Below are 12,932 nucleotides of genomic sequence, written 5' to 3'. Positions count from 1 at the left end.
TGCCTCTCCACGTCATTCCGGGGCACGCGAAGCGTGAGCCCGGAATCCATAACCACGATCGGGAGTATGGATTCCGGGCTCGACGCTACGCGTCGCCGCGGAATGACGGCGTGGAGAGAGCGGTGGGCGCCGGCCTAATCCGGCCGGATCATCTCGAACATGTTTTCCGGCTTGATCTCGAAATAGTCGCCGCGGCGGCCGGCGCGGACGATCGGGCGGGCGGCGGCGGTCTGGTAGACGCCGTCCTTGATCAAGGTCTTGTCGATGTGGACGGCGACGACCTCCCCTAACGTCAGCCAGGCGTCGGCCTCCTTGCCGTCGGCGCCCTTGAGGCGGACGATGTCGGACACCTTGCACTCGAAGGCGACGGGGCTCTCACCCACCCTCGGCACGTTGACGAGCTTGCCGGGCACGGCGGTGAGCCCCGCAAGCTTGAACTCGTCGACCTCCGGCGCGACATGCGCCGCGGTCGCGTTCATGTGCTTAGCCAGATCCATCGTGGCCAGATTCCAGACGAACTCGCCGGTCTGCTGCATGTTCTCGACGGTGTCCTTCCAGTTGGTGGAGGAGAAGCCGATGATCGGCGGCACGTAACAGAACGCGTTGAAGAAGCTGTAGGGCGCGAGGTTGACGTGGCCCTTGGTATCGCGGGAGGAGATCCAGCCGATCGGCCGCGGCGCGATGATGGCGTTGAAGGGATCGTGCTTGAGGCCGTGGCCCTTGGAGGGCTCATAGAAGTACAGGTCTTTGTCGGTCACGCGGGTGCTTCTCCAATGCCCGTCATTCCGGGGCGATGCGAAGCATCGAACCCGGAATCTCGAGATTCCGGGTTCGGTCCTACGGACCGCCCCGGAATGACGGCAAGGACGTTATAGGAGAAACTTCCCGCCCGTCAGTGGCGCGGCGACAGACCGGCGATGACGAAATCGATCATCTGGTCGATGGCCGGGCCAGGCTTGGTGGCACACTGGGCGATCATCTGGGGGTGGAAGAAGCGCATCATCGCAGTGCAGGCACACAGCGCGGCCAGCTGCAGGTCCGGCGCCTCGAACTCGCCGGCGGCGACGCCTTGCGCGATCATCTGGCCGACATATCCGGCGATGCACTCCATATGGTTGACGCAGACCTGCCAGTCCTCCTGCATCGCGATCTCGACCATCTCGTGCAACTTGTTGTCGCCGACATAGCGCTCGGTATTCATGCGGTGGATGGTGGTGAGCAGCTCGCGGAAGCGCTCCCTGACCGGACCGGGCTTTGCGACGATCCGCTGGGCCTCGAGCTCGACCTCGCCCATCAGCGAGCGGGCCACCGCCTGATGGATCGCCTTCTTTGATTCAAAGAAGCGATAGACGTTGGCGGGGCTCATCCGGAGCTCCTTGGCGATATCCCCAACCGTGGTCTTCTGGTAGCCGATCTGGCGGAACAGCCGCTCAGCCACCTCGAGAATACGATCCCGGGTGTCGCCTTCGATATGTTCCGCAACCAGTGTCATTTGTCAGGACTCATCCGTCAGCACTTCATCTCACTTATTCAGCCGCCTCAGCAAGCGGAATTGCGGAATGCTCATCGCTCCCATGCTGCGGCGCCGCAGGCTGTTCCGGGGTACCTGCCTCATCCAGGCTCTTCCTGAACCACAGGGCGTAGAGGCCCGGCAGATACAGGAGTGTGAGGAAGGTCGCGACGAACAGGCCGCCCATGATGGTGATGGCCATCGGGCCCCAGAAGGCCGAGCGTGACAGCGGGATCATGGCGAGGATGGCGGCGAGCGCCGTCAACACCACTGGCCGGGCGCGGCGGACGGTGGCTTCCACGATCGCCTCGCGCCGAGGCAGGCCGTGCGAGACGTCGGTCTCTATCTGATCGACCAGGATGACCGTGTTGCGCATGATCATGCCGGCGAGCGCGATCAGGCCAAGCAGCGCCACGAAGCCGAACGGGGCATTGGCGACGTTGAGGCCGAGCGAGGCGCCGACGATGCCGAGCGGGGCGGTCAGGAATACCAGGATCAGGCGCGAGAAGCTCTGAAGCTGGATCATCAGCAGCGTCAGCATCACCATGACCATCACCGGGAAGAGGATGAAGATCGAGGCGTTGCCCTTGGCGGATTCCTCGAACGCCCCGCCCGGCTCGATCCGGTAGGCCGGCTCGAGGTGATCCTTGATCGCCTTCAGCTTCGGCGTGATCTGGTTGGTGACGTCGGGCGCCTGCACGCCGTCGACGACGTCGGAGCGCACGGTGATCGCCATGTCGCGGTTGCGCCGCCACATGATCGGTTCCTCATGGGCATATTCGATCTTGGCGATCTGCTGCAGCGGCACGGCAACGCCATTGCGCGAGGTGATGGTGAGATCACCGACGCCGCCGAGGTCGAGGCGTTCGGATGGAACCGCGCGGGCGACCACGCCGACCTTCTCGATCCCGTCGCGCACGGTCGTGACCTGCGAGCCCGAGATCAGCATCGCCAGCGCCTGCGAGACGTCCTGCGGGGTCAGGCCCATGGCACGGGCGCGATCCTGATCGACGACGAGCTTGAGGTAAGGCGACTGCTCGTTCCAGTCGAGCTGGACGTCCTTGACGCTCTTGTTCTGCCGCATCACGTCGCGGACCTGGTAGGCGATCTCGCGCACCTTGTTGGCGTCGGGGCCGATCACGCGGAACTGGACGGGGAAGCCGACCGGTGGACCGAAGTTGAAACGATCGACGCGCACGCGCGCCTCGGTCAGGAAGCCTTCGGCAGCTGCGTTCTCGATCTTGGCCTTGATGCGCTCGCGCGCCTCGACGCCCTTGGCGACGATGACGATCTCGGCGAAGGCCTCGTTCGGAAGCTGCGGATTGAGGCCGAGCCAGAAGCGCGGCGAGCCCTGGCCGACATAGGAGGTATAGGTCTCGATGTCCTTGTCGTCCTTCAGCAGCGTTTCGGCCTTCTTCACCGCCTTCTCGGTGACGTTGAAGGCGGTGCCCTCGGGCAGGCGCAACTGGAGGAACAGCTCGGGCCGCTCCGACAGCGGAAAGAACTGCTGTTGCACATGGCCGAAGCCGATGATCGAGGCGACGAAGACGCCGACGGTCGCGACCACCACGGTGATGCGGTGATTGACGCACCATTGCACGATGGCGCGCAGACCACGGTACATGCGGGTCTCGTAGACCGCGTGCGGATCGTGGTTGTGGTGCGCCTTCATGTCCGGGAGCAGCTTGACGCCGATATAGGGCGTGAAGATCACCGCCACGAACCATGAGGCGACCAGCGCGATCGCCACGATCCAGAAGATGCTGCCGGCATATTCGCCGACCGCGGAATTGGCAAAGCCGATGGGGAGGAAGCCGGCGGCCGTGACCAGCGTTCCCGTGAGCATCGGGAACGCAGTCGATTCCCAGGCAAAGGACGCCGCGCGCACGCGGTCCCAGCCCTGCTCCATCTTCACCACCATCATCTCGACCGCGATGATGGCGTCGTCGACGAGCAGGCCGAGCGCGATGATCAGCGCGCCGAGCGTGATGCGGTGCAGGTCGAGCGACATCGTGTTCATGACGATGAAGACGATGCCGAGCACCAAGGGCACCGACAAAGCGACCACGATACCGGTGCGCCAGCCGAGTGCCAGGAACGAGACGAACAGCACGATGACGAGCGCCTCCATGAAGGAATGCACGAACTCGCCGACGGCGTGCTCGACCACCTTGGGCTGGTCGGCGATCAGCTTGACGTCGATGCCCTGCGGCACGGCCTTCATGAACTCGTTGGTTGCCTTCTCGACCTCTTTGCCGAGCTCGAGAATGTTGGCGCCCTTGGCGGTGACGACGCCGATTCCGATCGCGGGCTTGCCTTCCTGGCGCACGACGAAGCTCGGTGGATCGACATAGCCATGGGTGACGGTGGCAATGTCGCCGAGACGGAACACGCGGCCGTTGCTCTCGACCGGGGTCTCGGCCACGGCCTTGGCACCGTCGAGCGCGCCGGTGACGCGCAGCGGCACGCGCTGCGACGAGGTTTCGACCGTGCCGGCCGGCGTCACGTTGTTCTGCTTGGCGAGCGAATCGAACAGCGCCTGCGGCGTGATGCCGAGGGTGGCGAGCTTGGCGTGGGAGAACTCGACGAAGATGCGCTCGTCCTGATTGCCGTAGACGTCGACCTTGGTCACGCCGGGCACCTTCAGGAGGCGCTGACGAAAACCTTCCGAGACCTTCTTCAGCTGGGCATAGTCGGCGCCGTCGCCGGTCATCATGTACAGGATGGAATCGACGTCGGAGAACTCGTCGTTGACGACGGGCCCGAGGATGCCGGATGGCAGCTGGCCCTGCACGTCGACCAGCTTCTTGCGCAAGAGGTAGAAGAGATAAGGCACGTCCTTCGGCGGCGTGTTGTCGCGGAACGTGACCTGGAGCGCGGTGAAGGCGGGCTTGGAATAGGTCTGCACCTTCTCGAAATAGGGCAGCTCCTGGATCTTCTTCTCGATGGGATCGGCGACCTGGGTCTGCATCTCCTGCGCGGTCGCGCCGGGCCACATCACGGAGACGTTGACCACCTTCACCGTGAAGAACGGGTCCTCGGCGCGCCCGAGCTTCTCATAGGAGAAGAAGCCGGCTACGCCGAGCACGATCATCAGGAAGAGAACCAGCGTCGGATGGCTGACGGCCCAGGCCGAAAGGTTGAAGCGCTTCATCGCTCTCTCCGAAAAGAAGATCCAGTTGCAAATACGACAGCCGCTCTATTCACCCGTCGTCGCGAGGCAGCGAAGCAATCCAGGGGGCTGGGCAGGTTCTGGATCGCTTCGCCGCTTCAGCCTTCGCATTAGCGCTCGGGCCGAAACTCCGCCTTGCAACGACGAACTCGACTTCTCTTGTCATTCCGGGATGGTCCGAAGAACCAACCCGGAATCTCGAGATTCCAGGTTCGGTGCTTCGCACCGCCCCGGAATGACAGCAATTAGAAAGAAAGCGACGACACGATCCGCACCCGCTGGCCCGGATCGAGCTTCTGCACGCCGAGGGCGACGATCTTGGCGCCCTCCTCGACTCCGCCCGTGATGACGACGTCCTTGCTCTCGTAAGACTTCACCGTCACCGGCTTCAGCGCGACCGAGCCGTTGTCGTCGACGACATAGAAGGACGGCTTGCCGCCTTCGTTGAACAGCGCCGACAGCGGCAGCCGGGCGACGCGTTCGGTCGCGGCGTCAGACAGCGTCAGCGTCGCCGTCATGCCGAGCGCGACCTTGTCGTCGGCCTCAGGCAGCGAGAACTTTGCCAGATAGGTGCGCGTGGCCGGGTCGGCCGCCGGCGCGATCTCGCGCAGCTTGGCCGCATACTTCTTGTTCGGCTCGGACCAAAGAGTGACGCTGGCGACGCCCGACTTGGCGCGTCCGACCAGCGTCTCAGGGATCGCGACGACCGCTTCCTTTTCGGCAAAGCGGGCGACACGGATCGAAGCCTGGCCCGCGGCAACCACCTGGCCGGGCTCGATCAGCGTCGCGGTGACGACGCCTCGGGCGTCGGCGTTGAGCGTCGCGTAGGAAAGGGAATTTTTGGTCAGTTCGACCGAGCGCTCAGCCCGGTTCAGGCGCGCACGGGCCTCGTCGGCGGCGGCGCGACTCGAATCCAGTTGCGCATCGGTGGTCCAGCCCTTGGCCTTCAGGTCCTTGGCGCGCTGCTCGGCGGCGGCGGCCTGGGCCAGCACGCCGGTCGCGGCGGTCTGCTCGGCGACGGCCTGCTCGGCCTGGAGCTTCAGGTCGACCTCGTCGAGGGTGGCCAATGGCTGGCCGATTTCGACAGTCTGGCCGACCTCGACCAGGCGCTTGGCAACCTTGCCGGCGACGCGGAAGCCGAGATCGCTCTCGATCCGCGGCCTGATGGTGCCGACGAAGCTGCGCTCCGGCGTCTCGGCACTATAATGGGCGGTCGCAACCAAAACCGGCCGCGGCGGCTCGGCCTTCTCGGCGACAGTATCATTGCACCCGGCCAGGGCAGCGGCCATCAGGGCCAGCGACACACCCGCCAAGAGCTTGGAATAGCTGGATAAAACCGACCTGACGAACATCGAAGGACACTCCTGTATCTCGATTTGAGGAATGTCGACTAATCACTGACGAAAGTCAATAATCGTCAGTCATCAGGAAAGCGTGATCGTTAAGGGGTGGTAAGGATTGGGATGGCCTAGTTGCGAAGGTGCGATTGTAGAGTGCGCAAGGGCTCGTCCGCGGAGCCCAGACGGCGAAGGCGGAAGCGTGCCACGCGTCAGCCCGGGAGGCACGGAGCGCGGAGTGCGCACCGTTGCCCAGCCTGCGAAGCCCTTACCGCCCCTGCTCGGCGAACTCGTGCTTGCTGTCGTGGCCGCCGACGAAGACCAAAATACCGGCGATCAGGGGCAGCACGGCGAGGACGAGCAAACCGGTCGAGGTCTGGCCGGTGGCTTCCTTGACCCAGCCGATCAAATAGGGCCCGCCGAAGCCGGCGAGATTGCCGATCGAGTTGATCAGGGCAATCGCGCCGGCCGCCGCCGTGCCGGACAGCCAGGCGGTCGGCAACGTCCAGAACACCCCGAAGCAGCAGAACACGCCGATCGCGGCAACCGTCAGCGCCACCATCGTCAGGGTGGGATCAGTGAGAGAGGAGGAGATGCCGAGAGCGACGGCTGTGAGCAGCAGCGGTGCGCCGACATGCATGACGCGCTCGCGACTCGCATCCGAATGCCGCGCCCACAGGACCATGGCGATGGTGCCGAACAGATAGGGAATCGCGGTCACGAAGCCGGTTTGCGCGTTGGTGAGGCCGAACGCCTTGACGATCTGCGGCAGCCAGAACTGCATGCCATAGAGCGCACCGACGAAGCCGAAATAGATCAGGCTGAGCGCGATCACCTTCGGCGAGGACAGGGCTTCGCCCAGCGAGGGATGCTTCGCGGCCTGTTTGATGGCGATCTCGGAATCAAGCTTCGCCTTCAGCCACGCCTTCTGCTCGGCCGAGAGCCAGTCCGCCTTCTCCGGTCTGTCGGTGAGATAGAACCAGGTGACGACGCCGAGCAGCACGGAAGGAATGCCCTCGATGATGAACAGCCACTGCCAGCCCTTCAGCCCCATCATGCCATCGAGCCCGAGCAGCAGGCCCGAGATCGGCGCGCCGATCACGGTCGAGACCGGAACGGCGATGGCGAAGGCCGCGAGGAAGCGGGCGCGATATTGGGCCGGATACCAGTAGGTGAGATACAGGATGATGCCGGGGAAGAAGCCGGCCTCGGCGACGCCGAGCAGGAAGCGCAGCACGTAGAAGCTCGTCACGCCGCTGACCATCGCCATCAGTGCCGAGATGATGCCCCAGGTCACCATGATCCGGGCGATCCAGCGGCTCGCGCCGAATTTTTCCAGCGCAAGGTTGCTCGGCACCTCGAAGATGAAATAGCCGATGAAGAAGATGCCGGCGCCCCAGGAGAAGATCAGCGGGGTGAACTTCAGCTCCGCATTCATGGTCAGCGCGGCAAAGCCGAGATTGACGCGGTCGAGATAGGAGAAGAAGTAGGCCAGCACCAGGAACGGAATCAGGCGCCAGGAGATGGCGCGGATGGTCGAGGTCTCGATGTCGCTCTTGCTGGCGCTCTCGGCTCCGCCGGCAGAACCGGCATAGGTGGTCTGGCTCATGGCTTCCCCCCGGGTTGTTGCTTTTCTAGGGCTGAGTGGCGGTTTTGAGCATCGCGGGCAAAGAGTCAATGGAGCGAGCAATGCGCGGGGCGCAGCCGGATCAACCTGTTGCGCCGCTCCTGACATCGCTGATCCGCGCCGCCCTCGCCGCGATGGTGATCGTCTGCGGGCTGTCGCTGCGCTGGTACGGCTTTCCGCTCGGGCTTCCGGCCTTCGTGGTGAAATATGGCGGCTCGCTCTTGTGGGCGACGATGGTGTTCTTGCTGGTCGGGGTTGTGCTGCCGAGGCTGTCGCGGATGCAGATTGCGGCCATCGCGGTGGCGATTGCGGTCATCGTGGAATTCTCCCGCCTGGTGCACACACCATGGCTCGATGCGTTCCGGCTGACAGCGGCCGGCGCGCTGCTGCTCGGTCGCATATTCTCGCTGTGGAATCTGGCCGCTTACGCGGTCGGGATTGCCTTCGGTGTTTGGATCGATCGGCTCGTCCAACTGCGTAGGGAAGGTCGGCGCGCGGCTGCGCAGAGCGCTGACCGCTCGGCGTAACCCGCCAATGTCTGTCTCCGCGGGATACTAAAAGCGGTGGATTATGCTTAGCTAATCCATCCTACGAAGACTTCACTCCGCCAATTGAAACCGCTCGAATCGGTCGAGCTCTTCTTCGATCACACGCTTGAGCTCCCGTCGTCCCGCCGCCTTCTTGCCCCGCCCGACCCAGGTCCATTTCTGCATCAAGAGCTTCTTCGCCTGCCGGTCGGTCTTGAGATCGAGCGCGGCGACGATCTCGTCGCCGACCAGCACGGGCAGCGCGAAGTAGCCGAGCTTGCGCCTGGCCTTCGGCACGTAGGCTTCGAACAGATGGTTGTAGCCGAAGATGAGATTGGTGCGCTTGCGCTGGATGATCAAGGGATCGAACGGCGAAAGAATGTGGACGAGATCGGGCGGCGGCCCTTCGCCGCCCGCCTCCAGCGCTGCGGGCGAAGCCCAATGCTCCTGCTTGCCGGCGCCCTCGAGCGTAACAGGCACGAGCTCTCCGCGGCGGACGCGCGAGGCGATCAGGCGTGCGACCGGCTTCTTGCTCGGCGCGTCGAGATGGCAGATCGAATCGAGACTGACCAGGCCCTGCGAGCGCAGCGCGCGGTCGAGCAGATAGGCCGTGGTCTCCCTTGCCGATGCCGGCCTCGGCAGCTTGTCCCAGCCGAAATGACGGTTCATCAGCTCATAGGTCTTGAGCATGCCCAGGCGCTCGCTGATGGTGACGGCGCCGGTATAGAAGGCGAGTTGCAACGCGCGCTTCGACGGCTTGCGGCTCTGCCACAGGTGCTCCTTTTCGACGAGCACGTCATCCTCGATGTCGCGGATCGTCAGCGGGCCGGCGCGCAGCAGTCGCATCACCTTGCGCGTGTCAGCCGGCTTCACCGATGCAAACCATCTGTGTCCCTCGCGCCGGTGCTCGCGCATCGCCGGCAGGAAGAACCGGAAGTCGGCGGCCGGCACGTAGGACAGCGCATGGGTCCAGTATTCGAACACGCTCTTGTCGACGCTGTGGGCCTGGCGAAGATCGGCGCGACGGTAGGACGGGATCCTGCTGAACAGGATGTGGTGATGGCAGCGCTCGATGACGTTGATGGTGTCGATCTGCACATAGCCGAGATGAGCAGTCGCGTCGGCAACGGCCTGCGCGCCCTCCCCGAATGGAGTGCGCACATCGAGCCGCTGGGCATGCAGCCAGATCTGCCGGGCCTGTGTGGTCGAGAGCGGAAGTGGTTTCGGGGCGCGGGGCATTGCGGAACGCAATGTAGCCGGATTCGCCGCGAGGCAAAGAAGCAGGGGCACGAAAAAGCCGCGCTGCCATCTGCTGCCAGCGCGGCCATGACGTCCGGGATCGCGGGAGCCTACTTCATCGCCATCGCCTTCTCGGCGCTCATGTAATGCTTGCAGGCGCCGCGCATGTTGCCTTTGCTCATGTCGGAATTGGCCGCGGCCATCGACTTCCTCGCTGCGATCTTGCCCGGCGTGTCTTCGCCGCCCATCCCGGCAACGAGCTTGGCCATGTTTGCACTGGTGCACGCCATCTTGGCGGCGGATGCGGGGGACAGAGCAAGCGCCACGAATGCCGTCGCGAGCAACAGGGTCTTCATCAAACTTCTCCTCCAGAAAAGGCAGCCGGCCTGATGCCGGCCACCACAACTGCCATTCTTCAACGGCAAGTTTTTCAGGCAGAAGACATTTCGTTGCTGCACTGCCGAATCAGCCCGCTCTCAGCGTGCGGCTTTTGGGCGCTCCCCGACGTTCCCGGTCGAGACAGTCAGAATCTCCGCGGGGCAATTTCGAATGTGAGGAAGATCACATTGAGGCCTTTGAACCTGCCCTAGGCTCGCGGCATCAAATCGCCATCAGGCGTAGCAGCGAGGATATGACAATGACCCGTTTTGATAAGTTTTTTGGACTGAAGGCGATCACTCTTTCGGCAGCCCTGTCGATGACGGCGGGCCTGGCTCTGGCCGGCGACAACAATGTCTCCACCGACAAAATCCTGGATGCACTGAAGCCCAAGCCGGCAACCCGCGGCCTGTCCGTCGGTCCGCAGGCCGACACGACCGCGCAAGCCAAGGAAGCGACCTTCCTGAACACGGTGCGCAACCGCCCGACCCGGTCGCTCTCGACGGGCGAGCGCGAGCAGATCGCCGAGCTCGCCGCGACCAAGCCGAAGATCGATCTGGAGATCCAGTTCGACTACAACTCGGCCGACATCGCCAAGACGTCGGTGGCATCGGTGCAGGCGCTCGGCAAGGCGCTGTCCGATCCGGCGCTGAAGGGCTCGACCTTCGTGGTCGCCGGCCACACCGACGCGACCGGCGGCGAAGCATACAATCAAGGGCTCTCCGAACGGCGCGCCGACACCATCAAGACATACCTGGTGCAGAACTACGGCCTCAACGGCACCGATCTCGTCACCGTCGGCTACGGCGAGACCAAGCTGAAGGATGCCGCCAACGGCGCCGACGCGATCAACCGCCGCGTCCAGGTCGTGAACATGGACACCAAGACCGCAGCGAAGTAGACGCGCGGCCGTCGCGCACGACACGCCGCCTGCCGCGGCCCGGCAGGCGGCGATGTCATATCCAGCTTTGGAACAGCATCAGGCGGCCGAAGATTCGCATGGACGTGCCGATGAAGGCTGCGGAAATCGGCAGCATGACCGCAAAGCCGGCCGCAGCGAGGCCGACATAGGCCCACAGCAGCCAGCGCGGCAGCCCCTCCCGGCGCAGCACATAGACCAGCGCCAGCGACGCCGCGGTCGCCGCCGGCAGATAGTAGTAGATGAAACCAAGCGTGCGCGGCAGTAATGCCCAGGCGAGCCAGGGACCGAAATAGAATGCCGCGATCAGGAATGCATCCCACCGCCGCGCCGCGATGAAATCGCGCAACACCACGACGAGCGCGAGCAGCGCCGGCCATAGCACCAGCGGATTGCCAAGAAAGACGATCGCAGCAACGTTGTCATCTCCCGTCTTGTCGAACAGGAACCACACCGGGCGCGCGAGCAACGGCCAGGACGGCCATGCGCTCATATAGGTGTGGCCGGCGATGGCCGTCGTGGTGTTGTCGGCGAAGATCCGCCGCTGCGCCTCGATCAAATCCGGCAGCGACACGCCATGGAGCGGGACGAAAGCGGCAAGGTAGGCCACCATTGGCAAGACGACGAAGCAGAGCGCGACATGATGCAGCCTCAAGCCGGGCCACAGCTCCGGCCGATACCAGTCCTCCGGCCTCGCGTCGGCGAACAGCGTACGCCAGCCCTGCATCAGGCGGATCACCGTAACGATGACGATGCAGACGCCAAGCGGAAATAGGCCGCTCCATTTGCAGGCCGCAGCAAGTCCGAACAGAGCTCCTGCCGCGGCAAACAAGGCGTGCGGCCGCTCTCTGCGAAAGCCATGCATGAAGGCGGCGGTCGCAAGCAGGCCGAAGCCGAGCGCAAAGATGTCGAGCATCGCGATGCGCGCCTGCACGTACAGCATCTGGTTGAACGCTGCAATCAGCGCCGCGGCGATCGCGGGCCCTTGCGCGGAAAACAGCGCGAGCCCGCACAGATAGATTGCGACGATCGCCAACGCGCCGAACAACGTCGCGGGGTAACGCCAGCCAAGCGCGTTGTCGCCGAAGGTCGCGATCGATGCCGCGATCAGCTCCTTGGCCAGCGGCGGATGCATCGGATTGAGCATCGGCTGCGACATCACGGGCGCCAGCATCTGCCGCGCCGCCGGCACGTAATGCACCTCGTCGAAGACAAATTTCTCCGGCGTGGTGAGACCGATCAGCAGCGCCAGATGGGCAATCAGGAAAATCGCGACAGCAAGCACTGCGCTCCGCGACAGTTTTGGAACTGCGAAACCCTCGAGGGGCTGCTGTTGAGATATCTTGCGTGGCAAATTTGCGTCACCGCGGACAAAAACAAGGATCGTCGTTTTCATTGAACGCATTCTGCCGCAACTGTCACTAAGCATAGCGCACGTCCCGCGCCGCTTGTGATAATTACGCCACATCGCAAGCGAGCGCGATCCGGTACGATCAGGGACACATCGATCGGTTGCGAAATGAATTTGCGTTTTTGGCTTTTCTCCATCCTCTCGTCGGCCGCATTGTGCGCCGGCTCCAGCGCGCAGGCGCAGACTCGCGTCGGCGAAGCCGTCGTGATTCAGAACGAGGTTGTGCGCGTGGCCGCGTCCACGACGCCGATCAATGTCGGCGACAGCATGCTGCGCGACGAGACCGTGCGGACCGGCGCCGACAGCGCGGCGCGTTTCGTGATGGCCGACAGCACCAATCTGTCGCTCGGCCCCAGCGCCACGCTGAAGCTCGACCGCACCGTCTTCAACGACGAGCGCAGCTATCGCGACGTCGCGATCCGCATGACCACCGGCGCATTCCGCTTCGTCACCGGGCGTTCCGAGAAGGCCGCTTACAAGATCACGACGCCGCTTGCGACCATCGGTGTGCGCGGCACCACGCTCGACATTCTCTCGCAGCGCGGGCGCTCCGTGGTCGTGCTTCAGGACGGCGCGGCCAGCGTCTGCACCAAGAGCTCCCAGTGCGTGCAGCTCACCCAGCCAGGCGACACCGCGATCATCACCTCGACCGGCGGCAAAGTGAGCATCACCAAGTCCAATACGCCGCCCTGGACGTTTGCCGCCAATTGCGCCGCCAGTGCCGGACTGTGCGCGGTCAACCAATACGCCGGCGCCTCGCCGACCATCACGCCCGCCGTCCAGGACGACGGCATGCTGTGCGGGCGCTGACG

Annotated in this window: 11 protein-coding genes; 3 read left to right on the top strand and 8 right to left on the bottom strand. The window is 64.1% G+C overall.

Going from position 1 to position 12,932, the window contains the following annotated elements:
• Positions 1 to 134: 134 nt before the first annotated feature.
• From ABIA42_RS03940 to ABIA42_RS03920, 5 genes are all read right to left on the bottom strand, one after another.
• The gene (locus ABIA42_RS03940) at positions 135 to 758 is read right to left on the bottom strand and encodes a flavin reductase family protein (protein ID WP_271526710.1); all 624 of its coding nucleotides are present in this window, start codon (positions 756 to 758) and stop codon (positions 135 to 137) included.
• A gap of 134 nt (positions 759 to 892) precedes the next feature.
• Positions 893 to 1,492: a TetR/AcrR family transcriptional regulator gene (locus tag ABIA42_RS03935; protein ID WP_271526711.1), complete on the bottom strand. Its 600-nt coding sequence runs from the start codon at positions 1,490 to 1,492 to the stop codon at positions 893 to 895.
• A gap of 34 nt (positions 1,493 to 1,526) precedes the next feature.
• Positions 1,527 to 4,664, bottom strand: a complete 3,138-nt coding sequence (locus ABIA42_RS03930; protein ID WP_319330211.1) for an efflux RND transporter permease subunit — start codon at positions 4,662 to 4,664, stop codon at positions 1,527 to 1,529.
• A 263-nt stretch (positions 4,665 to 4,927) separates the two neighbouring features.
• Entirely contained in the window at positions 4,928 to 6,034 is a 1,107-nt protein-coding gene (locus tag ABIA42_RS03925; RefSeq protein ID WP_271526713.1) for an efflux RND transporter periplasmic adaptor subunit, read from the bottom strand.
• A 253-nt stretch (positions 6,035 to 6,287) separates the two neighbouring features.
• The gene (locus ABIA42_RS03920; RefSeq protein WP_370115384.1) at positions 6,288 to 7,628 is read right to left on the bottom strand and encodes an MFS transporter; all 1,341 of its coding nucleotides are present in this window, start codon (positions 7,626 to 7,628) and stop codon (positions 6,288 to 6,290) included.
• A gap of 80 nt (positions 7,629 to 7,708) precedes the next feature.
• On the opposite strand from ABIA42_RS03920, the gene ABIA42_RS03915 reads away from it, so the two are divergent.
• On the top strand, positions 7,709 to 8,173 hold the full coding sequence (locus ABIA42_RS03915; protein WP_370115386.1) for a DUF2809 domain-containing protein: 465 nt from the start codon (positions 7,709 to 7,711) through the stop codon (positions 8,171 to 8,173).
• Positions 8,174 to 8,245: 72 nt separating this feature from the next.
• Here ABIA42_RS03915 and ABIA42_RS03910 read toward each other — a convergent pair whose 3' ends face one another.
• Together ABIA42_RS03910 and ABIA42_RS03905 are read right to left on the bottom strand one after the other, a co-directional pair.
• The gene (locus tag ABIA42_RS03910; protein ID WP_370115388.1) at positions 8,246 to 9,412 is read right to left on the bottom strand and encodes a winged helix-turn-helix domain-containing protein; all 1,167 of its coding nucleotides are present in this window, start codon (positions 9,410 to 9,412) and stop codon (positions 8,246 to 8,248) included.
• Between the two features lie 110 nt (positions 9,413 to 9,522).
• Positions 9,523 to 9,768, bottom strand: a complete 246-nt coding sequence (locus ABIA42_RS03905) for a hypothetical protein (protein WP_131866094.1) — start codon at positions 9,766 to 9,768, stop codon at positions 9,523 to 9,525.
• Positions 9,769 to 10,049: 281 nt separating this feature from the next.
• Here ABIA42_RS03905 and ABIA42_RS03900 point away from each other — a divergent pair, with 281 nt between their 5' ends.
• On the top strand, positions 10,050 to 10,691 hold the full coding sequence (locus ABIA42_RS03900; protein ID WP_271526717.1) for an OmpA family protein: 642 nt from the start codon (positions 10,050 to 10,052) through the stop codon (positions 10,689 to 10,691).
• A 55-nt stretch (positions 10,692 to 10,746) separates the two neighbouring features.
• Here ABIA42_RS03900 and ABIA42_RS03895 read toward each other — a convergent pair whose 3' ends face one another.
• Positions 10,747 to 12,177, bottom strand: a complete 1,431-nt coding sequence (locus ABIA42_RS03895; RefSeq protein ID WP_271526718.1) for a phospholipid carrier-dependent glycosyltransferase — start codon at positions 12,175 to 12,177, stop codon at positions 10,747 to 10,749.
• Positions 12,178 to 12,228: 51 nt separating this feature from the next.
• Between ABIA42_RS03895 and ABIA42_RS03890 the strand changes: the two genes are divergently transcribed.
• The gene (locus ABIA42_RS03890; RefSeq protein WP_271526719.1) at positions 12,229 to 12,930 is read left to right on the top strand and encodes a FecR domain-containing protein; all 702 of its coding nucleotides are present in this window, start codon (positions 12,229 to 12,231) and stop codon (positions 12,928 to 12,930) included.
• The last annotated feature ends 2 nt before the right edge of the window (positions 12,931 to 12,932 follow it).

It is taken from the genome of Bradyrhizobium sp. USDA 327, from assembly GCF_041262065.1.
Taxonomy (GTDB): domain Bacteria; phylum Pseudomonadota; class Alphaproteobacteria; order Rhizobiales; family Xanthobacteraceae; genus Bradyrhizobium; species Bradyrhizobium liaoningense.
The sequence above is the reverse complement of the archived record's forward strand: the minus strand, read 5'-3'. Positions and strand labels throughout refer to the sequence as shown.